The sequence below is a fragment of the Rhizobacter terrae genome (genome assembly GCF_003852895.1).
GTDB lineage: Bacteria > Pseudomonadota > Gammaproteobacteria > Burkholderiales > Burkholderiaceae_C > Albitalea > Albitalea terrae.
In genome coordinates this window covers 329,450-350,695 of sequence record NZ_QUSW01000008.1, presented here as the reverse complement: position 1 = coordinate 350,695, position 21,246 = coordinate 329,450, and the positions used below count along the sequence as shown (strand labels likewise).

The 21,246-nt window shown below is 67.8% G+C and carries 22 protein-coding genes; 8 read left to right on the top strand and 14 right to left on the bottom strand.

Annotation, left to right across the window (positions count from 1 at the left end; genetic code table 11):
• From DZC73_RS25125 to DZC73_RS25090, 8 genes are all read right to left on the bottom strand, one after another.
• On the bottom strand, positions 1-204 hold a 204-nt coding region (locus tag DZC73_RS25125), incomplete at its 3' end, for a carbohydrate porin (protein ID WP_328589535.1).
• A gap of 117 nt (positions 205-321) precedes the next feature.
• Positions 322-1,140: a 5-deoxy-glucuronate isomerase gene (iolB, locus tag DZC73_RS25120; RefSeq protein ID WP_124543110.1), complete on the bottom strand. Its 819-nt coding sequence runs from the start codon at positions 1,138-1,140 to the stop codon at positions 322-324.
• A complete protein-coding gene (gene iolE / locus DZC73_RS25115; protein ID WP_124543109.1) occupies positions 1,137-2,051 on the bottom strand; it encodes a myo-inosose-2 dehydratase in 915 nt (304 codons plus the stop codon). The genes iolB and iolE overlap by 4 nt, the downstream gene beginning before the upstream one ends.
• Before the next feature lie 25 nt (positions 2,052-2,076).
• A complete protein-coding gene (gene iolD / locus DZC73_RS25110) occupies positions 2,077-3,939 on the bottom strand; it encodes a 3D-(3,5/4)-trihydroxycyclohexane-1,2-dione acylhydrolase (decyclizing) (protein WP_124543108.1) in 1,863 nt (620 codons plus the stop codon).
• Positions 3,936-5,882, bottom strand: a complete 1,947-nt coding sequence (locus tag DZC73_RS25105; protein WP_124543107.1) for a bifunctional 5-dehydro-2-deoxygluconokinase/5-dehydro-2-deoxyphosphogluconate aldolase — start codon at positions 5,880-5,882, stop codon at positions 3,936-3,938. Before DZC73_RS25105 ends, iolD begins: the two co-directional genes overlap by 4 nt.
• 18 nt (positions 5,883-5,900) lie before the next feature.
• Entirely contained in the window at positions 5,901-6,686 is a 786-nt protein-coding gene (locus DZC73_RS25100) for an ATP-binding cassette domain-containing protein (protein ID WP_124543106.1), read from the bottom strand.
• Between the two features lie 10 nt (positions 6,687-6,696).
• Positions 6,697-7,875 (bottom strand): ABC transporter permease, encoded by a 1,179-nt coding sequence (locus tag DZC73_RS25095; protein WP_407924127.1) that lies wholly within the window; start codon positions 7,873-7,875, stop codon positions 6,697-6,699.
• Positions 7,876-7,967: 92 nt separating this feature from the next.
• Entirely contained in the window at positions 7,968-8,996 is a 1,029-nt protein-coding gene (locus DZC73_RS25090) for a sugar ABC transporter substrate-binding protein (RefSeq protein ID WP_124543105.1), read from the bottom strand.
• A gap of 184 nt (positions 8,997-9,180) precedes the next feature.
• Here DZC73_RS25090 and DZC73_RS25085 point away from each other — a divergent pair, with 184 nt between their 5' ends.
• The 4 genes from DZC73_RS25085 to DZC73_RS25070 all read left to right on the top strand — a co-directional run bounded on the left by DZC73_RS25085 (position 9,181) and on the right by DZC73_RS25070 (position 13,633).
• Positions 9,181-10,089 (top strand): MurR/RpiR family transcriptional regulator, encoded by a 909-nt coding sequence (locus DZC73_RS25085; RefSeq protein WP_124543104.1) that lies wholly within the window; start codon positions 9,181-9,183, stop codon positions 10,087-10,089.
• A 31-nt stretch (positions 10,090-10,120) separates the two neighbouring features.
• On the top strand, positions 10,121-11,110 hold the full coding sequence (gene iolG / locus DZC73_RS25080; RefSeq protein WP_124543103.1) for an inositol 2-dehydrogenase: 990 nt from the start codon (positions 10,121-10,123) through the stop codon (positions 11,108-11,110).
• Between the two features lie 91 nt (positions 11,111-11,201).
• On the top strand, positions 11,202-12,347 hold the full coding sequence (locus tag DZC73_RS25075) for a methyl-accepting chemotaxis protein (protein WP_235835271.1): 1,146 nt from the start codon (positions 11,202-11,204) through the stop codon (positions 12,345-12,347).
• A 2-nt stretch (positions 12,348-12,349) separates the two neighbouring features.
• The gene (locus DZC73_RS25070) at positions 12,350-13,633 is read left to right on the top strand and encodes a sensor domain-containing phosphodiesterase (protein WP_124543102.1); all 1,284 of its coding nucleotides are present in this window, start codon (positions 12,350-12,352) and stop codon (positions 13,631-13,633) included.
• Positions 13,634-13,649: 16 nt separating this feature from the next.
• On the opposite strand, the gene DZC73_RS25065 is transcribed toward DZC73_RS25070, so the two are convergent.
• Positions 13,650-14,240 carry a PEP-CTERM sorting domain-containing protein gene (locus tag DZC73_RS25065; RefSeq protein WP_124543101.1) on the bottom strand — a complete coding sequence of 197 codons (591 nt, stop codon included), beginning with the start codon at positions 14,238-14,240 and terminating at the stop codon, positions 13,650-13,652.
• A 188-nt stretch (positions 14,241-14,428) separates the two neighbouring features.
• On the opposite strand from DZC73_RS25065, the gene mntP reads away from it, so the two are divergent.
• Complete coding sequence (gene mntP / locus DZC73_RS25060; RefSeq protein WP_124543100.1) at positions 14,429-14,998, top strand: manganese efflux pump MntP; 570 nt, start codon at positions 14,429-14,431, stop codon at positions 14,996-14,998.
• 12 nt (positions 14,999-15,010) lie between these two features.
• Here the strand turns inward: mntP and DZC73_RS25055 are convergent, their stop codons facing one another.
• Entirely contained in the window at positions 15,011-16,027 is a 1,017-nt protein-coding gene (locus DZC73_RS25055) for an AraC family transcriptional regulator (protein WP_235835270.1), read from the bottom strand.
• Between the two features lie 79 nt (positions 16,028-16,106).
• On the opposite strand from DZC73_RS25055, the gene DZC73_RS25050 reads away from it, so the two are divergent.
• Entirely contained in the window at positions 16,107-16,916 is an 810-nt protein-coding gene (locus tag DZC73_RS25050) for a Crp/Fnr family transcriptional regulator (RefSeq protein WP_161974733.1), read from the top strand.
• A gap of 25 nt (positions 16,917-16,941) precedes the next feature.
• The gene (locus tag DZC73_RS25045) at positions 16,942-18,111 is read left to right on the top strand and encodes an MFS transporter (RefSeq protein ID WP_124543098.1); all 1,170 of its coding nucleotides are present in this window, start codon (positions 16,942-16,944) and stop codon (positions 18,109-18,111) included.
• Here the strand turns inward: DZC73_RS25045 and DZC73_RS25040 are convergent.
• From DZC73_RS25040 to DZC73_RS25025, 4 genes are read right to left on the bottom strand one after another with little or no spacing between them, the layout of a single operon-like run.
• Complete coding sequence (locus DZC73_RS25040) at positions 18,105-18,413, bottom strand: hypothetical protein (protein ID WP_124543097.1); 309 nt, start codon at positions 18,411-18,413, stop codon at positions 18,105-18,107. The genes DZC73_RS25045 and DZC73_RS25040 overlap by 7 nt on opposite strands.
• Before the next feature lie 25 nt (positions 18,414-18,438).
• Positions 18,439-18,831 carry a hypothetical protein gene (locus DZC73_RS25035; protein WP_124543096.1) on the bottom strand — a complete coding sequence of 131 codons (393 nt, stop codon included), beginning with the start codon at positions 18,829-18,831 and terminating at the stop codon, positions 18,439-18,441.
• 30 nt (positions 18,832-18,861) lie between these two features.
• The gene (locus DZC73_RS25030; protein ID WP_124543095.1) at positions 18,862-20,037 is read right to left on the bottom strand and encodes a DUF4382 domain-containing protein; all 1,176 of its coding nucleotides are present in this window, start codon (positions 20,035-20,037) and stop codon (positions 18,862-18,864) included.
• Positions 20,034-20,876 carry a DUF6502 family protein gene (locus tag DZC73_RS25025; RefSeq protein ID WP_124543094.1) on the bottom strand — a complete coding sequence of 281 codons (843 nt, stop codon included), beginning with the start codon at positions 20,874-20,876 and terminating at the stop codon, positions 20,034-20,036. The genes DZC73_RS25030 and DZC73_RS25025 overlap by 4 nt, the downstream gene beginning before the upstream one ends.
• Positions 20,877-21,002: 126 nt before the next feature.
• On the opposite strand from DZC73_RS25025, the gene DZC73_RS25020 reads away from it, so the two are divergent.
• On the top strand, positions 21,003-21,230 hold the full coding sequence (locus DZC73_RS25020) for a DUF3606 domain-containing protein (protein ID WP_124543093.1): 228 nt from the start codon (positions 21,003-21,005) through the stop codon (positions 21,228-21,230).
• Positions 21,231-21,246: the final 16 nt, after the last annotated feature.

Genomic DNA, 21,246 nt, shown 5'->3' with positions numbered 1-21,246 from the left:
GTCGCACTCGTTGCCGAGGCGGTACTTCAGGCCTTCCACAGCGTTCAGCGCGTAGCAGTTGCGCGCGTGGTCCTTGCTCGTGGCCCCGGGGCCCGTGCGGAAGTATCCGCCCCAGTCCACCGCCGAGGCCGGCACCGCGGCCAGGCCCAGGCTGGCCAGTGCCATCGAGCTCAGTGCAAATCGTGCGTGACGCGAAAGTCCCATGTCTTGTCTCCTTGTGTCGGGTTGTGGAATGAGAAGGCAAAGCAATCCCCGGCCGCAGCACGGCGGCGCTGCGGCAACGACTCGGTTCGGGGTGGCCGCGCGCTCAGCGCGGCGGGGTCATGACTCGGTGCGCAACATCCATTCGTGCTCCGGGTCGTTCTTGAAACACCACTGGCGCCCAGGGCCCGCCATGACGTTCAGGTAGTACAAGTCGTAGCCATGCGGTGCGACGCAGGGGTGGTAGCCCCTGGGGACCATCACGGTGTCGTGGTTCTCGACGGTGATGGCTTCGTCCAGGCTGCGGTCATCGGTGTAGACGCGCTGGAACGCAAAGCCCTGGGAAGGGTTGAGCCGGTGGTAGTAGGTCTCTTCGAGCTGGGTTTCTTCCGGCGCTGCATCGCGGTCGTGCTTGTGCGGCGGGTAGCTGGAGGAATGGCCGGCCGGCGTGAGCACCTCCACCACCAGCAAGTGCTCGGCCAGCGGGTCGTCCTGCGGCAGGATGTCGCAGATGTACCGGGTGTTGCTGCCCTGGCCGCGAACGCTGCGACGCATGCCCTGCGAATCGATCAGGCGCACCTCGTGGCGGCCGGTCGAGGGCGCGGAGCACAGCGCGATCTCGGCGTCGCTGCAGGCGGTGATCGTCACGGCCCGGTCCCCGGGAACATACAAGGCCGCCGGCGACTTGTCCTCGAAGACGCTCTGCCGCGTTCCGAGCTTTCTGAACACCTCGTCGCCCACGGCCAGGTCCACGGTACCAGTCAATACCACGATGCACAGCTCGCGGTCGCCGGTGGACACCGATTCGCCTTCGCCAGCCCGCAAACGGATCGCCTTGAACCCCACGTAGCGCCAGCCGGCCGACTCGGGCGTGACCTCGACGATGGTGCGCTCGCTGCGGCTCGCCTTCACGAGCAAGGGGCTGCGGGTTGCCGTCATGACCGCCCCTCGTTGATGTCGCGCACGATGCCCGACAGCGTCTTGAAGCCCAGGCTCGCGTATTGGTAGCTGGGGGCCACGGCCGGGTCCTGCTCGGCTTCCACCACCAGCCAGCCTTCGTAGCCTGCGTCATGCAAGGTGCGCAGCACGGCGCGGAAGTCGATGGCGCCATCGCCCGGCACCGTGAACGCGCCGTTGATCACCGACTGCAGGAAGGCCCACTGCCGGTTTCGCGCCATGGCCACCACCTCGGCGCGCACGTCCTTGCAGTGCACGTGCACGACCCGCTTCACGTGGCGCTTGAGCAAAGCCACCGGGTCGCCGGCACCGCCGAAGAAGGCATGGCCGGTGTCGAACAGCAGGCCGACGTTCTCATCGGTTTCGCTCATCAACCGGTCCACGTCCTCCGGCGATTCGACGTAGGCGCCCATGTGGTGGTGGTAGGCCAGCGTGATGCCGTAGCTCGCCTTCAGGTGCTCGCCGAAGGCGTTGAGGCGCTTCGCATAGGCCTTCCACTCCTCATCCGAGCGAAAGCGCGGGCGGCGCGCCAGCGGCATCTCGATGTCACCCTGGATGGAGCCGGCCACCTCGCCATACACCACCACCTTGCAGCCTTGCACACGCAGCTTGTCCATGTGCGCGGCGCAGCGCTCGATCTCGTTGTCCAGCGTGTCCTCGGCCAGGCGGCCCGAATACCAGCCCGACACGCAAGCCACCTTGAACTCCGCCAGCTTGGCCTTCAGCGCCTGCGGGTCCTTGGGAAACTTGTTGCCCAGCTCGAAGCCCTCGTAGCCGATCTCTGCGCCTTCGCTCAGTGCGGTCTCCAGCGGCGTCTCGCCGCCCAGCGCGGGCAGGTCGTCGTTGCTCCACGAGATGGGGTTGATGCCGATGCGTACGTTCCAGGGGGTCATGAAGCGATGGTCCTCATTCGTGTGTTCAGGTTCTCTGGGCCTTGCGGGCCTCGGTGTATTGCCGATGGGCCTCGCGCACCTCGGCGCGGGCCGACACCTCGGGCACGGCCACCTCCCACCAGCAGCCGCCTTCGGCCGTGGTGCGCTCGGGCGAGGTGTCGATGACCAGCACGGTGGTCGTGCGCGCCTGCCGGGCCTTGGCCATCTCCGACTTGAGCTCCGCCACGCTGCCCACATGCGCCGAGCGGGCACCGAGGCTGCGTGCGTGCAGCGCAAAGTCGATCTCGGCGCCCTGCCCGCCTTCGGGCATGCAGTCCGACAACAGGTTGTTGAAGCGCGCATTGCCGGTCGCGCGCTGCAGGCGGTGGATGCAGCCGAAGCCGCGGTTGTCCAGCACCACGACGATGAGCTTGCGGCCCAGCATGACGGACGTGGCGATCTCCGAGTTCATCATCAGGTAGGAGCCGTCGCCCACCATGACGATCACCTCCTGGTTCGGCCGCGCCATCTTCACGCCCAGGCCACCGGCGATCTCATAGCCCATGCACGAGTAGCCGTACTCCATGTGGTAGTTGCCGGGGCCGGCCGCACGCCACAGCTTGTGCAGTTCGGCCGGCAGGGTGCCGGCGGCGCAGACCACGACGTCGCCGGCTGGCGAGTCCACCGTGGAGTCGCGCACCGCGCCGATCACCTCGGCGTCGTACGGCAGCGCCGCAGGCACGGCCGTGGTGAGTTCATGGACGCGGTCGCGCCAGCCATGGCCGAGTTGCCGGGCACGGGCCGTCCAGGCGCCATCGGACTGCCAGTTGCCCAGCGCTGCCGACATCTGTTCCAGCCCCAGGCGCGCGTCGCCCACCACGGGCACGCCGCCCCACTTGCGCGCGTCGAAGTCCTGCACGTTGAGATGGACCAGCTTCGCCTTCGGGAACAGCGTGTGGGACCCGGTGGTGAAGTCCTGCAGCCGCGTGCCGACGGCCAGCACGAGGTCCGCCTCCGCGGCCAAGGTGTTGGCCGATGGTGCCCCCGTGACGCCGATCGCGCCCATGTTCAGCGCGTGGTCCCAGGCGAGGCTGCCCTTGCCCGCCTGGGTCTCGCCCACGGGAATGCCGTGCCTGTCGATGAAGTCCCGCAAGGCGGCAGCGGCCTCGCTGTAGAGCACGCCGCCGCCCGCGACGATGAACGGCCTGCGCGACTGCGAGACGAGCTGGGCCGCCTGGCGAAGCTGCGCCGCATCCGGCTGCGGCCGATGGAACTCGATGGGCGCCGGATGCAGGAAGCTCTCCGGGCAATCGAAGGCCTGCGTCTGCACGTCCTGCGGCAAGGCCAGGCACACGGGGCCGCACTGCGCGGGATCGGTCATCACCGCGATGGCGCGCGGCAAGGCCGTGAGGATCTGTTCCGGCCGCACGATGCGGTCGAAGTAGCGCGTCACCGGACGGAAGCAGTCGTTGGCCGTCACGGCGGGGTCGGCGAAGTCCTCGATCTGCTGCAGCACCGGGTCGGGCGCGCGGGAGACGAAGGTGTCACCCGGCAGCAGCAGCACCGGCAGGCGGTTGACATGGGCCAATGCGGCAGCCGTCACCAGGTTGGTGGCGCCCGGACCGATGGACGTGGTCACCGCCATGATGCGGCGCCGGAACAATGCCTTCGAGTACGCAATGGCCGCATGCGCCATCGCCTGCTCGTTGTGGGCGCGGAAGGTGGGCAGCGTCTCGCGCTGCGCCCACAAGGCCTCGCCCAGTCCGGCGACGTTGCCGTGGCCGAAGATGGAGAAGACACCGCCGAGGTAAGGCACCAGTGGGCCGTCCGGCTCGCGCACCATGAGTGCCGCCAGATGGCCCACCAGCGCCTGGGCCATCGTCAGGCGCACCGTCTTCACCGCGCTCATGCGTGCACCTCCTCAGGATGCGTCTCGCGCCAGGCATCCACCAGCGCGCCGAAGTTGCGCGACACCTCGTCGATGAACTGCTGGTCGCTCACCTGGCCGCGCAGCCAGCCCAGGCTGGCTTGCGCCCACAGCGTGCGGCCCACCATGAAGCCCTTGACGATGGGGTTGCGGGCCTGGCCGAAGGTTTGCGCCAGTTGCTCGAGCGGCTGGTTCAATCCGAGGATGGTCGCGCCGCGGCACATCGGATCGCGCTCTTGCACCAGCGCCTGCAACTGCGCCCAGCCGTCGGACTGCATGGGCGCGAGCTTCCACCATTCCGGCTTCACGCCGAGGTTGTACAGCCGCTTGACGGAACGAAGCACCGCCGCGTCGGCCGTGCCGGCAGCCGTCATTTCGCGCGGCGGGATGAGCTCGATCAGCAGCTCGTGACCGCTCTCGCGCGTGGCCTCCCACAGCGTGAGGACCTGCGTCTCCTGCTCCAGCCGCAGGGGCACGGCGTCGTCCGGGTGGTAGTGCACCAGGCACTTCACCGTCTGCTCCGCGGGCCAGTGGATGAGCTGCGAGGCGATGGAGTCGCCGATGTCGAAGCGCAGCGGACGCGATCCCGGCAGCTCGACCGGGCGGCCCACCCACCAGCCGCGGCCTGTGGCGGCATGCAGGGCATCCTCGCCATGCGCGCTGTCGCACAGCACGCCGATGCGGCCTTGCAGCGACTTGCGCTGTTCCACCGTTTCCACGGCGCGCACGAGCAGTTTCTTCAGGTCCTTGATGCGCTCCTCGCCCACGCCGGCCTCGCGCGCGATCTCGATGAACTGCGGCCGGTGGTCAAAGGCCATCACGCACAGGTGCGACCAGTCGGCACGGCGCGGCGTGACGCGGTGCAGGTGCGCGAGCTGCGCGTCCGAATCCACCTTGGGGTGCCGTTGGCCGGAGAACCAGTGGTCGAGTTCCTGCGGCGTGGGCATGGCCGGAGCACACGCATGGCGCGACACGACGATGGCGCCACACGCGTTGGCCACCTTGGCCGCTTGCTCGAAGCCCTGGCCGCGCAGCAGTCCGCTCATCAAGCCGGCGAGGAAGGCGTCACCCGCTCCGAGCACGTTCAACACCTCGACGCGTTCGCCCTGCACCGTGGGCGCATCGTCGATGCGGCCAGGAACAGGTCCTTCGATGAACGTGCACCCCTGCGCTCCACGCTTGACCACAAGCGCAGCCTTCGTCACCTCGCGCACGCGCCCCAGCGAGGCCAGCAGATCGCCCGGCACCCCTCCGGCGATGATGAATTCCTCTTCCGTCCCGACGATGAGCTCGAAGTGCGGCAGCACCTCCTGCAGCTGCCGCGTCACCTGCTCGCTGGCCACGTAGCGCGTCTCGCCGTCGCCGCGTTGCGTCAGGCCCCACAGCACGGGGCGGTAGTCGATGTCCAGCACGCGCACCGTGCCGTGGCGGCCGGCATGGGCCAGCGCCGTGCTCGACGCTTCGCGGACCTTGGGCGTGCTCAGGTGCGTGCCGGTGACCAAGAGCGCACGGCATTGCGCGATGAAGTCCTCGCGGATGAGGCCGGCCTCCAGTGCCATGTCGGCGCAGTTCTCGCGGTAGAAGATGAGGGGAAAGGTGTCCCGGTCCTTCAGGCCCAGCAGCACGAGCGCAGTGAGGCGTTGCGGGTCCACCTGCACCTGCGAGGTGTCGCAGCCTTCGCGCTGCAGCGTCTGCAGCAGGAAGCGCCCCATCTGCTCGTCGCCCACGCGCGAGATCATCGCCGCACGCAGGCCCAGCCGCGCCGCCCCGAAGGCGATGTTGGCCGACGAGCCACCCAGGTACTTGGCGAAGCTGCTCACGTCCTCCAGCTTGCAGCCCACCTGCTGGGCGTACAGGTCCACCGCGAGGCGGCCCAGGCAGGCCAGGTCGTGCGTGCGGCCGTCGGGAAATGTCAATGTGCTCATTCGAATGCGTTCCCTGCCTCAGATCGTCACGCCGTCGAGCTCGGCCACGAGCTTTTGCATCTCGGCACCGCCGGCCATCATGTCCAGCACCTCGTCCTTGGCGACTTCGTTCTTCGCGAAGGTGCCCAGCGACTTGCCACGGTTGAGCAGCGTGAAGCTGTCGCCGATCGGGTAGGCGTGGTTCACGTTGTGCGTGATGAAGATGACCGAGATGCCACGCTGGCGTGCCTTGGCGATGAGCTTGAGCACGTTCACGCTTTGCTTCACCCCGAGCGCCGCGGTGGGCTCGTCCAGGATGAGCACCTTGGCGCCGAAATGGATGGCCCGCGCGATGGCCAGGCACTGCTTCTCGCCGCCGGACATGGTGCCGATGGGCTGGTGCGGGTCGCGCACCTTGATGCCCATCTCGGCCAGCTTGTCGCGGGCGGTGGTCGCGGCCAGCTCGTGGTCCATCACCGGGATGACGCCGAACAGCTTCTTCTGCGGCTCGCGGCCCATGAAGAAGTTGCGCGCCACGCTGATGAGCGGCACCAGCGCCAGGTCCTGGTAGACGGTGGCGATGCCGCAGTCCAGCGCCTGCCGCGGCGAGCCGAAGCGCACGGGTTTTCCTTCGAAGAGGTACTCGCCCTTGTCGGGGCAATGCACGCCGGCCAGGGTCTTGATCAGCGTGGACTTGCCCGCGCCGTTGTCGCCCAGCAGGCAATGCACCTCGCCCTTCGCAAGCCGCAGCGTCACGCCGTTCAACGCGATGACCGGGCCGAAGAACTTGCTGATGTTCTCGAGCTGGAGGATGTACTCGCTCATGCTGCTCCTCTCAGCGCTTGCCCAGCGCGAAGCGCCGGCGGATGTAGTTGTTGAACAGCACCGCCACCAGCAGCATCACGCCCAGGAAGACGCGGTACCAGTTGTTGTCGATGCTGGTGTAGCCGATGCCGATCTGCACCATGCCGAAGATGAGCGCACCGAAGGCCGCGCCCACCACCGAGCCGTAGCCGCCGGTGAGCAGGCAGCCGCCGATGACCGCGGCGATGATGGCCTCGAACTCCTTCTGCAAGCCTCGGTCGGCAGCGGCGGAGCCCGCATCGGCCACCTGCAGCACGGCGAACAGCGTGGAGAAGAAGGCCATGAGCACGAAGAGCAGGATCTTCACCCGCGCCACCGGGATGCCCACGTTCTTGGCGGCCACCGGATCGCCGCCCGAGGCCAGCACCCAGTTGCCGAAGCGCGTGCGCGCCAGGGTGAAGGCGCCGGCTGCGGTGATGAGCAGCCACCACACCACCACCTTGGGCACGCCGATGGCGAGCGCGGTGCCATCGTCGCGCGCCGCCATGAAGCCCGCATGCGCCAGGCTGTTGAAGAGGCCGGTGAGCACGTGGCCGTGGAAGAGCGAGCCGATGACGGGATCGGCGCTCACGATCTGCCGCAGCACCAGGTCGCCGTTGGTGCTGAGGATGGTCTTGCCCGTGAGCGTGGTGGACAGTGCCAGCGACAGCCCGCGCAGGATGAAATAGAACGCCAGCGTGACGATGAACGACGGCAGCCCGGTGCGCACCACCAGCCAGCCGTTGACGCCGCCCAGCGCCATCGCGCAGCCGAAGGCGAACACCGCCGCAGCCCACACCGGCCAGTGCCAGTACAGGCAGGGAATGGCCAGCATCATTCCCGAGAAGCCGATCATCGAGCCGATGGACAGGTCGAACTCGCCGCCGATCATCAGGAGCGCCGCGCCCGCGGCCAGGATGCCCAGGAAGGCGGCGACGGTGGCCCAGTTCACCACGCCCTCGGCGCTGAACATGCCGGAGTCACCGGCCACGGCGGCGAACATGGCGAACACGAGCAAGGCGCCGGAGACAGAGCCGAACTCCGGTCGCGAGAGCAGTTTCCTCAGCGCACCGACGTCGCGCACGCGCTCGTCGGATGCTTGAGCGGATGGAACCTCCGTCGGCATGGCGTGGCCTCGCGGGTAGGTATCGCCAAGGGATGGCGGCAGCATGGATTGTGGGACTGCATTCATGAATGAGGAACTCCAGGGCTCCAGTCAAGGGCCGGCATGCGTGAGGCGCACGCCGGCCGCGCGTCGTCGGCTCAGCGGTACTGGCCGGCGTACTTCTCGACCTTGCCGATGTTGTCCTTGGTCACGAAGCCCGGTCCCGAACCGATGTGCCGCGCACCGTAGGCCGGTGCCAGGCCGTACTCGGTGAAGCGCGCCTGCGACTTCGGGTTGGCCTTCACCGCATCGGCCGCCTTCTTCGCATCGGTGGTGTGCAGCGTCTTCATCGTCACCATCTCCGCCACCGGGATGTAGCCTTGCAGGTAGGGCTGCTGGTCGATGGCGAAGGCCACCGCGCCGCTCTTGATGCCGGCGGAGATCTCATCAGACAGGTCGAAGGTGGCGAAGAAGATCTTGCCGGTGAGGCCGGCCTTCTCCAGCGCCTTGAGCGTCGGGTGGGCCGAGGTCGGGCCCAGCGCGAGCACTGCACCGGTCGACGGGTTCTGGCGCAGGTAGGCCGACACCTTGGACTCGATGGTCGTCGGGTCGTCGCCCACGTCCAGCGTGGACTTCTTGTAGTCCACGCCGATGGCATCGCCGAAGCCGCGGCAGCGCTCGAACGAAGCCGGGTTGGTGGCGTAGTGGTTCACGCACAGGAAGCTCTTGATGCCCTTGGCCTTCGCGCGCTCGCCCGCGCCCTTGCCGGCGTCGTACTCCGGCTGGCCCACGTGCATGATGGCGCCCAGCTTCTCGCTTTGCTCCGGCGTGCCGGAGTTGATGGTGATGAGCGGGATCTTCTTGTCGGTCACCTTCTTCATCGCGCCTTGCAGCACCTGGAAGTCGGCGATGGTGGTGATCACGCCGTCATAGCCTTGCGCTGCGGCCTGTTCGATCAGGCGCGCCATGTCGGCCAGGTCGCCGTTGGGCGGGTTGCGGTAGTCCACCTGCACGCCGTAGTCCTCGCCGGCCTGCTTCACCGCATTCTTGATGGTGTTCCACCACGAGTCCGAGTCGGGCGCGTGGCTGATCAGCACGTAGCGGCCGGCGGCGTGTGCGGCGCCGCAAGCCATGAGCGCAGCCAGCGCCAGGGTCTTGAGCAGGCCGCGTTGAGTCATCGCTTTCATGTCTTCTCCTGTGGGTGGTCAAGTCAAGTTCATGTCGTTGTCACGACAGGTGGCGCGCACAACTTCGTTCGCGGACTTCCCCTGCCTGTGGAGCATTCTAGGCAGCAACGAAAACAATTTCCTTGGAACAAACCCAGCAGAATTCTTTTTCTATTTTCTGCCGAAACTGGCTATAGTCGCGGCCATGAAGAAGCTGCGCTCCGTTCCGCCCTCACCCGTGGCCAGCCGCGGTGCCAACCCGCAGGCGGAAGCCCTGCTCAAGCGCATCGCCGCGGAGTTCGAGCAGTTGAGCCGGCAGTTGAAGATCATCGGCCGCTACGTGGAGCACAACCGCGACCACATCGGCCTCGAACGCATCCAGGACGTGGCCGACCAGTGCGGCGTGCAGCCCTCGGCGGTCATCCGCTTCGCCAAGCACTTTGGCTTCTCGGGCTACACCGAGATGCAGAAGATCTTCCGCGACGGCCTGTCGCAGCAGCTCTCGCCGGCGCGCAACTACCAGTCGCGCATCCGCACGGTCATCGAATCCGCGAAGGGGCGGCTGTCCAGCGGCGACATCGCCTACGAATTCATCAACGGCAGCATCGCCGGCATGCACGAGATGCAGCGCGACCTGCACAGCTCGGTGTTCAGCGACGCGGTGAACCTGCTGGCCCGCGCCGACGGCATCTGGCTGGTGGGCGCACGGCGTTCGGCGGCGGTGGCGTCGTACCTCACCTACGCCTTGCAGCACACCGACAAGCGCATCCAGCTCGTCAGCGGCTTCGGCAGCATGCACGAAGGCCAGCTGCGCAGCCTGCGCAAGGGCGACGTGATGATCGCCATCAGCTTCGCGCCCTATGCGGACGAGACGCTGCATTGCGTGAAGCTCGCGCTGTCGCGCGGCGCCAAGCTCGTGTCCATCACCGACAGCATGATGAGCCCGATCGCGCAGCAGTCGCACGCCGCGCTGATCGTGCATGAAAGCGAGACCTTCGGCTTCCGGTCGCTCACCAACACGATGTGCCTGGCGCAAAGCCTGTTCATCGCGCTGGCCTACCACATCGAGCTGGAATACCAGCCAACGTCGACATCCCTCGCCGCCCAGGCCTAGGCGGCGGGCCATCACCCACGGAGTTTTCCCAATGAAGAACGTCGCCCTCTTCGGCGCCGGCCGCATCGGCCGCATCCACGCCGCCAACCTCGCCGCCCTGCCCGGCATCACGCTCAAGACGGTGAGCGATCCGCTCATCGCCAATGCCCGCGAGCTGGCCGCCGCCCACGGCGCGCAGGCCACCGCCACCATCGACGAGGTGTTCGCCGACGCGAGCATCGATGCGGTGGTCATCGCCTCGCCCACCACCACCCACAGCGACCTCATCACCCGCGCCGCGCAGTCCCGCAAGCACATCTTCTGCGAGAAGCCGGTGGACCTGTCGGTCGAGCGCGCCCAGGCCTGCGAGAAGGCGGTGGCCGATGCGGGCGTGGCCTGCATGATCGGCTTCCAGCGCCGCTTCGACCCGACCTTCAACGAGGCGAAGACGCGGCTCGCGCGCGGCGACGTCGGCACGCCGGAGATGCTCGTCATCACCAGCCGCGACCCGGGCGCGCCGCCGGTGGACTACATCAAGCAGTCGGGCGGCATCTTCCGCGACATGCTCATCCACGACTTCGACGTGTTCCGCTGGATCCTCGACGACGAGGCGGCCTGGCTGAGCGCCACGGGTTCGTGCCTCACCGACCCGGCCATCGGGCAGGCCGGCGACATCGACTCCACGGCCGTGACCATTCGCACGAAGAAGGGCCGGCTGTGCCAGATCAACACCTCGCGGCGCGCGGCCTACGGCTACGACCAGCGCTTCGAGGTGCTGGGCTCCAAGGGGCTGCTCGCCTGCGGCAACCACCGGCCCACCGAAGTGGTCCAGGCCACTTCCGGCGGCACGAGCGTGGACAACCCCGAGCACTTCTTCCTGCAGCGCTACCGCGAGGCCTACCGGCTGGAAGTCACGCACTTCTTCGAGCAGATTCAAAGCGGCGGTGCCTTCCGCACCACCGTGGCCGACGGCGTGGCCGCGCAGCGCCTGGCCGATGCGGCCGCGCAATCCTTTGAATCCGGGCAGCCGGTGCTGTTCTGAAAGCGGGACAAATACCGCTCGCGCTCAAGCTGGGCGCAAAGCCGCCGATGTCCTTTCCGACGCAGGACCTGTTTCTGCGGAAAGGACAACCATGCTCTCTTCACTCAGGACACGCAGTCTCGTGATGATCGGCGTCGGACTTGTGCTGTTGTGCACGTTCGGCGCTGTCATCCTCGCCGTGAGCGGCCTGTCAGACCTGTCCGGGTCAGCATCTCGTCAGGCAAGCGCCGCGGCGATCGATTCGCAGGTCAGCTCGCTGAAGTGGATGCTGTACGGCCTGGCCGGCCTCGCCTTCGTGATCGGGTTGGCAAGCGTCGCCATCGTCGGCCGAGCCATCGACCGGCCGCTGGCCGAGGCCGTGCTCATCGCCGAGACGGTGGCCTCGGGCGACCTCAGCCAGGAGTTCCACACCGAGCGAGGCGGCGAGTTCGGCCGCCTGCTCGAAGCGCTGGGCGACATGGAAGACACGCTCACCGACCTGGTCACGCGCATCAAGGATTCGACGGATGCGATTGCCGATGCATCGGGCCAGATCGACGGCGGCAACGCGGCCATCTCCAAGGCCACAGCCGACCAGGCGGAAGCGCTGCGCAACACCGCGGCACGCATGAAGGAGCTGACGCAGGTCGTTCGCGGCAGCGCTGAACGTGCGCGCTCGGCCAGCGACCTCGCGCAAAGCGCATCGGGCGTGGCCGAACGCGGCGGCGAGGTGGTCAGCCGCGTGGTGTCCACCATGGACTCCATCAGCGTGAGCTCCAAGCGCATCGTGGACATCATCGAGGTCATCGAAGGCATCGCCTTCCAGACCAACATCCTGGCGCTCAACGCCGCGGTGGAAGCCGCGCGTGCCGGCGAGCAGGGCCGCGGCTTCGCGGTGGTGGCCGGCGAAGTGCAAGGCCTGGCCAAGAAGAGCGCCACCGCGGCCAAGGAGATCAAGACCCTCATCATGGATGCCGTGCAGCACGTGCACGACGGCTCCGAACTCGTGCGCCAGGCCGGCGGCACGATGAAGGAGATCGTCGACGAAGTGCGCAGCGTGAACGACATCCTCGGCGAGATCTCGTCCACGCTCGTCCACCAGAGCCAGTCCATCCTCGAGGTGAGCACGGCGGTGGAGCGCATGGACCGCGTGACCCAGGACAACGCGGCGCTGGTGCAGCGCGCGGCGGCCGCGTCCTCCGGCATGGCGACGCAGGCCCAGGGGCTGCAGCAACTGGTGGGTTCGTTCAAGGTCTGAGCGTGTCCGCCTTTCCCGTCCCGCGCTGTGCCGACAGCTTCGAGCATCTGCTGGCGCGGATGCACGAGGAAGGCGCGCACGCCATCGCCTTGCGCGAGGGGCTGAAATACCGCAGCGCTTTCCAGCCGATCTACAGCCTCTCGCACGGCCGCGTGGTGGGCCATGAGGCGCTGCTGCGCGCATACACCGATGCCGGCGCCTTCGTGCCGCCCCCCGAAGTCTTCGCCACCGACAGCTTCCACGAGCTGCTGTGGCGCGACCGCACGGCGCGGGTGGTGCACATGGTGAACTACTTCCGCCAGGCGCCCAACGACCAGTGGGTTTTCGTCAACGTGAACCCCGACGTGTTCGCCCACGGCATGGGCGGCCCGGCCGATGGCTTCACCCGACGCCTGCACGAGCACTACGCCTTCGATGCGCGACGCGTGGTGATCGAGGTGACCGAGGAAGCCACGCAGGACGCCGAGCGCTTCGCCGAGGCGATCGCCCGGGCACGGCGTGCAGGCTGCCTCATCGCCATCGACGATTTCGGCGCGGGGCATTCCAACTTCGACCGCGTGTGGCGCTGGCGGCCCGAGATCGTCAAGCTCGACCGCAGCCTGGTGGCGCGCGCTTCATCCGACCTGCAGGCCCGGCGCGTGGTGGTGCAGATGGTGTCGCTGCTGCACGAGTGCGGCGCGCTGGTGCTCATGGAAGGCGTGGAGACGACGACCGAAGCCGTCATCGCGCTCGAAGCCGACGTGGACCTCGTGCAGGGCTACCTCTTCGGGCGTCCGCAGGCCGAGCTGGCGTCGCCCACGCGCGTGTGCATCGAGCTCGAACAGGCGTGGCAGCAGTTCGACCTCGGCTGGCGCGCGGACAAGACCCTCTACCAGGACCAGACGACGCCCTACCTCAACGGCATCCGCCATGCATCGGTGCTGCTGGAAGGCGGCCGCACCATGGCCGACGCCTGCAAGCCCTTCCTCTCGCTCGCCCATGCCGAGGTCTGCTACCTGCTCGGGCCGGATGGCCGGCAGATCGGCGGGCACCTGTGGACCGGCACACGCGAAGGCAACCACGCGTTCGCGCCGCTGAATGAGTCAGAAGGCGCCCGCTGGAGCCGCCGGCCCTACTTCCGGCGCGCGGTGGAAACACCGGGCAAGTTGCAGATCACCCGGCCCTATCGCACGCTGCACGGCGGCGGGCTGTGCGTCACCGTGTCCATCGCCTTTCACAGGCTGAATGAAGAAGGCCAGCGCGAGATGTTCGTCGTTTGCGGCGACGTGCGCTGGCCTGCGGACTGACACGGAACTGCCAGGTTCAGATGCGACGGCGGCGCGCCAGCCAACCCATCACGCCCAGGCCGGCCAGCATCAACGCATAGCTCTGGGGCTCCGGCACGGCCGTGACCGGTACCGTCAGCAGGCTCACGCTGGAGGTGGCCAGCGAACGCACATGCAGGCCGGCGGCAAGATTGCCGTCCTTGAAGCTGTCGAGCAGCGCGCCGGTGATGAGGAAGCTGGCGCTTTCGCCCATGTCGATGCCGTTGACCGGCTTGCCCTTGCCGGGGTCGGAGTCGAAGGCGGCGTCGGAGCTGAAGCCGACGGAGGTGCCGCCGGGCAGCGCTGCCGGCGAGGCGCCGGGCGAGAACAGCACGGTGCCGGTGCCGCCGGAGAACGAGGCCGTCATTCCGGCGCTGAGGTCGAAGTAGACCTCGGCGACGTAGCCGATGCCGTCGTTGGTGACGGTGAAGGTGCTGCCGTCCCAGGACCAGTGGATGGTGGACGTGGCGACCGAGCAATCGCCCGCGCCGCCGCTGATGCAGGCGAAGGTGGCCGCCTGGCTGGACAGGGCGGCCGCCGCAAGGCAGCCGGCCGCCGCCAGCCTGGACAAGGAGGTGGAGAGAGTCATCGCGGAACCCCTGTTGTGAAGTTGTGCACGGATTTTGTGGGACAAATTTCCCAAATTCACCCCCGCGCATGAGGGGAAGCTGACGACCGGTCGAAGCCTGCGCGACCCTCGGTCATCCACAAGGGGAACCCCTCTCCACGCTCCTACACTGCGCCTTCCGCCCCGTGCAGTACCTCCCGGACCCCGCCTTGAATCTCGCCTCCACCGCCCTGCTGTCCCTGGCCATGTCCACCGACGCCTTTGCCGCCGCCGTCGGCAAGGGCACGGCCTTGCAACGTCCGCGCTGGAGCGAGGCGCTGCGCACCGGGCTGATCTTCGGCTGCATCGAAGCGATCACACCGCTGGTCGGCTGGGCACTGGGCCTGGCGGCGGCGAAGTACGTCGCCGCCTGGGACCACTGGATCGCCTTCGTGCTGCTGGGCGTGCTGGGGGTGCGGATGATCCTCGCCGGGCTGAACGGAGCGCAGGACGAGGAAGAAGAGAAACCCGACCGGCATTCGTTCTGGTTGCTGGCCATCACCGGCCTGGCCACGAGCATCGATGCGATGGCCGTAGGCGTGGGCCTGGCCTTCCTGGACGAGAAGATCCTGCCGATCGCCGCGGCCATCGGCTTCACCACCTTCTTGATGGTGACCGCCGGCGTGATGCTCGGCCGCGTGCTGGGCGCCATCGCCGGCAAGCGGGCGGAGATCGTGGGCGGTGTGCTGCTGATCGGGATCGGCACGACGATCCTCGTCCAGCATCTCTCGGCAGGTTGAGAGGATTGAGGTTCAGCGCCGCAAAGGCGGCGTGATCCGGTACATCCCCGGCGTGCTGCCGGTCCAGGCCTTGAAGGCGCGATGGAACGACGCCGGCCCATCGAAGCCGAGCTGTGCCGCAATGGCCGCGATCGCATCCTGCGAGCCCGTGAGCCGCTGGATCGCCAGGTCACGGCGCAGTTGATCCTTCACCGACTGCAGGCTCGTGCCCTCTGCCGCCAGCCGCCGATGCAGCGTGCGCACCGACAGGTGCAGGGCCTGCGCCGCATCTTCGCCGGTGATGGATTGCGGCAGTTGCCCGGCCGCATATTCGCGCAGCCGATGCTCCAGCCGCGCCTCCTTGAATGGCACGAACAGCCAGTCTTCCGGCGCGCGGCGCAGGAAGTCCGGCAGCTCCGAGCGTGTGCGGCGGATGGGCTGGTCCATGTACGACGCGTCCATGTGCAAGGCGGTGCGCCCCATGCCGTACGACACCGGCCCCGGGTAGAGGATGTCGTACTCCGCGGCCCAGGGCGGCGGCGCGAAGGAGAAGTCCACGCCCAGCAGCTGGATGCGCCGGTCGATCAGCCATGAAGCCACGCCATGCACGAGCTTGAGCATGAGCTCCAGTGCCATCGGCTTGTTCGGCGGGCGGCTGGCAGGTTCTGCCAATGCCACGACGGCGCGCGATCCTTCCCGGCGCACGTCCAGCCGGAAGTCCTCGTGCAGCAGGCGATGGAAGATCGACCAGCGGTGCATGGCGGTGTAGAGGTTGCGCGCCTCCAGCAGGCTCAGGCAGGTGAACTTCAGCGCGCCCGGACGCAGCGGCCGCGAGAACAGGCGCGGCATCTCGTCGTCGCAGCGCACGGCCAAGGCACGGTAGAGCATCGCGAACTGCCGCTCGGTGACGCGGGCTGACGGGTGGCTCAGCAGCTCCGGCGCGATGCCCGCCTCCTGCAAGGCAGGCAACGCCATCGCATCGTCGATTTCCATGGCCTGCATCGCCGCCCGGACGTAGGCGGTGGCGACGGTGTGGGCCGGCTGCTTCATGGCCTGCATGGTGGCACGATTTGCAAGTATGGCGGCGGGATCGGCGACTGACGGGCGGCTGATTTGCGACAAGACTGCGGTGCAAGAGACAAGACTGGGCCAGACCATGCACCACACCTCGAGCACGCAGCCCTTCGGTGTCACCCATGCGACAACGGCGCACACCGTGTCGCTGGCACTGACCATCCACGAACGCGCCGCCATCCACCAGGGCCGCTGGTTCCGCGACCTGCCCGCGGCCACGCAGCAGGCGCTGCTGGAGCATGCGCGGCTGCGCGTGCTGCTGGCCGGCGAGCCACTGTGCCGGCATGGCATCGCGCGCGATGACTGGTTCGCGGTGTGCCGCGGCCAGGTGCGCATGAACGGCGTGTTCGTGAACGGCAAGGTGTTCACGCTGTCCTTCCTGCGCGCGGGCGACTGGTTCGGCCAGCTCTCGTCGGTGGACGACATGCCGCAGATGGTCGACGCCGTGGCACAGACCGACTGCACCGTGCTGAGCATCCGCGCTGACGCGATGAAGCAACTCGTGAGCGCGCACCCAAGCCTGCTCGAGGCGCTGCTGCGCATGAGCTATGCCCGCCTGCGCGAGCTGGCCCGCGTGGTGGAGGAGTTGCACACCCTGCCGCTGGAAGCGCGGCTGGCACGAAAGATCATGCAGCTCGCGCAGCGCGAGAACACCGACCCGACGCTCGCCGTGCTGCGCCTGTCGCAACAGGACTGGGCCGACCTGCTGGGTGCCAGCCGGCCGCGCGTCAACAGCCACCTCAAGAGCCTGCAGCGCGACGGCGTCATCCACCTGGAGCACCGCTGCCTGTCCGTCATCGACGCGACGCGCCTGTCGCAGATCGCGCAGCTGGAGCCGGTGCGGCGCTACGCCATGGCGTCCTGAGGGCACCCGGCACTACAGTGCCGGCATGAACCTCCAGTTGCTGCTGCTCACGGTCTGCCAGGGCCTGTTCCTCACGAACAACGTCACCTTCATCGCCATCAACGGGCTGGTCGGGCTCAACCTCGCGCCCGTGCACTGGATGGCCACGCTGCCGGTGATGGGCTACGTGGTGGGCGGCGCGCTCTCCACGCCTTTCGTGGCACGGCACCAGCTGGCCTGGGGCCGCAAGCGGGCGTTCCAGGCGGGGCTGGTGGTGGCCATCCTGTCCACCGCCACCTGCGCCTATGCCGCGATGAGCGGCAACTTCTGGCTGCTCGTGGCGGCCACCATGGTCGCGGGCTACTACAACGCCAACGCCGGCCTCTACCGCTTCGCGGCCACGGAAATCGTGCAGCCCGCCTTCAAGGAACGCGCCATCTCGTGGGTGCTGGCCGGCGGCATCATGGGCGCGGTGGCAGGCCCCAACCTCGCCAGCGCCACCAAGGACATGCTGCCCGTGGCCTTCGCCGGCGCCTATGCCGCGCTGGTGGTGGTGGCACTGGCCGCGATGGCCGTGCTCTCCTTCATCGACTTTCCGCCCCTGCCCCGGCCCAGCGAGGCGCACCCCAGCCGCACGCTGGCCGAGATCGCGCGCCAGCCGGTGTTCATCGTGTCGGTCATCGGCTGCGCGCTGGGCTTCGGCGTGATGAACCTGCTCATGGCCGCGACACCCATCGCGATGTCGCAGTGCTCGCACCCGTTCAGCAGCGCGGCGCTGGTGCTCGAATGGCACGTGCTGGGCATGTTCGTGCCCAGTTTCTTCACCGGGTCGCTGATCAAGCGCTTTTCGCCGCGGCCGGTGATGGCAGCGGGCGTGGTGCTGTATGGCGTGTGCATCGCCGTGGCGCTGTCGGGCGTGGACCTGATGCACTTCCTGGCTGCGCTGCTCACGCTGGGCGTGGGCTGGAACTTCATCTACGTCGGCGGCACGACGCTGTTCACGCAGGCCTACCGCCCCGAGGAGAAGACCACCGCCCAGGCCGCGATGGACTTCTGCGTGTACACCACCATGGCCATCACCTCTTTCGCCTCGGGCGCGTTGGTCACCGTGGGCGGCTGGACGTGGATGAACCTGGGCACCATCGCACCGGTGCTGGTGATCGGCCTGGCCGTGCTCTGGCTGCGCATGCAACCGCGTGCCTTGCCGGCTCAGTAGCCCTCGTCCTGCTGCGACGGATGCCAGTCCGGCACCGAGAAGATCGAGTCGCAGCCCTGGCGGGCCTTGTCGAACTCGGCGGGGTCGTCCACCAGGCCCAGCCGCTCGAGTCCGGCGGCCAGGGCCAGCGACTCCGCCACGCCGGCGGTGTGCACGAGGCGGTAGACGCGGCCTTCGGTGTTGCGGATGCCGATGACCGCGGTGGGGCCGCGCGACGCAGCGCTGCCGGCCCGCGAGATCGCATCGACGATCTGCGCATCGATGGTGGGGGGTACTACGCCTTGGACGCGGATCGTGTGCATGGCGGGCCTCGTGGTCGTCGTCGGATCAGTCGTCGTGCTTGTTGCCTTTGCCATGGCCGTGGCCATGGTGCTTGTCGCGGTCGCCGTCGTGGTCATGGTCGTAACGCTCCTTCACCCAGCGCTCCTGCACAAAATACACAGGCACGCCACAGGCGTTGTACTGGTGGCAGTGCTTGGACCACTTCTTCTGGTGGCCAGGCGGCACGTACAGGTAGACAGGCGCGGGCGCCACGGCCACCGGCTGCGGCGCGATGATGACCGGCTGGGCCACCACCACCGGAGGCGGCGCGGTGTTGCCGATGTCGATGCGCCCGTACACGCCGGGCTTGACCACCGACACCGACACGCCGACGTTGGTCTGCGCCTGGGCCGATGCCGCCGCGATGGCCGCCGCAGTGATGGCAAGGATGCGTTTCATGTGAGTCTCCAGAAGTGGTCAGTCAGCGGATCAGGGGAACGTGAAGTTCACGGCCGGCACTGCCACAGATGCGTCGATGGCCTGCGTCTTCGTGACGCCTGCGGAGGCGGCTGCTATCGTGTATTTGCCTGCCGCCGCGGCATCCGCGGTGAAGGTGAGCGACGTGGCGTTGGCCACGTAGGCCGCCTTCACCGGCGCCTCGATGGGCAGAGAGAAACCGAAGTCACCGCTCGCCGCGTCGACGGCAGCCCAGCCGACCTCCACGGTAGGCCCGCCGGTCAGGCTTTGCAAGGCCCTCACAGTCGCAGTGGCTGGCAACACGTTGCCGCTCACCGAGCGCATCGTGGCCGTGGGCGGCAGGATGGGAATGCCGGCCGTGTTCACCGCGGTGGGCGTGCCGCTGACCACCGGCACGCCGGTCATCACCGCCGTCACGCGGCCGGAGGACGTGACCACCAGGTCGTAGGTGCCGGCCGGCAGGGGCATCAGCGTGAACTTGCCGGTCGTGGCGTCAGGCACCGTGGCCTTCACCGGGACGCCGTTGAACTGCACCGAGACCTGCGTGGTCGGCAAGGCGACGGTGGGAGACACATAGCCCGTGACGCGCAATCCGGCATCGCTGATGACGGGGATCGCCGTCAGCACCGGCTTCAGGTTGTACTTGCCCGAATTGCCGCGCTTGACCACCGACTTGCAGGCATCGAAGTCGATGGCGATGTCGGCCTCCTTGCCTTCGGCCACGTCGATGTCCACGTTGATCTTCAGGCCCGACTGCTGCGCGCTGGGCGTGTCCAGTGCGGTCTCGCTGCCTCCGGTGGGAATCACCGAATTCGCCAGCGGGTGGGTGCTGTCGTTGTCCACCAGCACCAGGCGCAGCTGCGTGTACTTGCCCGCGGGCAGGCTGGTCTGGCCCAGTTCGTCCAGCACGCCGTTGGTGAGGTCCAGCAGGTTGATGCGCCTTGCCGGGCTCACCACGATCTCCTGCCAGCCGCCGTCGCCATCGGCCGCGGTCGAGCTCTGGTTCACGCGAACGCGGTCGACGGTGATGTTCACCTGGTCGTAGCCGCAGGCGGGCGCGTCCGTGAGGGACACGCGCATCGTGCCCATGCGGCCCGTGCCGCCGATGCCGCCGCCACCGCCGCCGCATCCCAACATGGCCAGGCTCGCGGCCAAGGCCGCGGCTGCCGATGCGAAGCCGTACTTCATGCTGAATCTCCTGCTTGGGTCTGGTCCGTGTCCACCGGCTCTTCGAAATAGTGAATTCCGACACCCACCCGGGCCCTCGGTTGCCCTGGCTTGATGTCGGTGTCGTGCTCTGCCAGCCAACGGTCGAACTTCTCGAGCAAGGCCTGCGAATGCGCAGCGCTGAGCTTTCGGAAGGTGGGCAAGGCGTCGACGGGGATGCTGTGGTACATCACCTTGCGCTGGTAGCGCGGGTCGGTGGCACCGTGTTGAAGGTTGTGGTCGATGGTGGCGATGAGGTCCGCCACGTCGGTGCCCAGGATGCCCAGCTTGTCCGCCGGACTGCGCTGCGGCACATAGGCATGGGTGATGAGTTCAAGGCTGCCGTCATGGTGCTGCTTGACCGCGCCCACGCGGACGAGTTCGTCAAGCACGGCACGGGCGGGCATGTCGCCGCTGTGGCGCCGCACCAGGGCCGTGAAACCCCGTTCGCCTTCCACCTCGATGCGGCGCGGCTCGCCGCTGGCCTCGATGAAATCGGGGTCGCGCACCCAGCCGGTCAGCACGCGGGCAGCGCGGTTGTAGCGGTCGGAGGTATCGGCGCCAGGCTCTTCCTCGGGCTCGGTCAGCAGGCGCTGGACTTCCTTGCGGGTCAGGCCCGACAGGATGGAGGCCCTGGAAATCGAGGGCTTTTTACCGGGAATGCCGAATTCTTCGATGGCCACCTGCACGTAGACGCGCTTGGCGATGTCCTCGAAGGCCCCGAAAGACACAGAATGGCGCAGCAGCACCCGGCACAAAGGCCGGAGCAGCACCGCGAGGGCGCGCTGCAAGGCAGTGTGCGGAAGGATTTCTCTCTGCATGTTTGGGAAATATATCCCAAATTTTGCTTTTTGCTTACTCCCCCCGAAGTCGTGGTCTTGGAGAACTTCCGGGCACAGGTCTAGTCTCTCCCTGGTGCGCCCCATCCGGCGCCGAAGGAGACTGTCATGCCGACCGAGACCGACGCCTTCACCGGCAGCGAACACGCCCGCATCGACCTCACCCGCGACGTGGACGTCGCGTTCTGGTGCCGCCTGCTGGACGTGGACCATTCCCAGCTGCGCCGCGCCATCCAGCAAGTCGGGCCGCGTTCTGACGCGGTGATGCGATACCTCAAGCGCAGCCTGCCGGCTGCGGTGCCGCCACAGGCAAGCGAAGGCGCCGACGCCCGCTGACGATCATCTCGGCGGC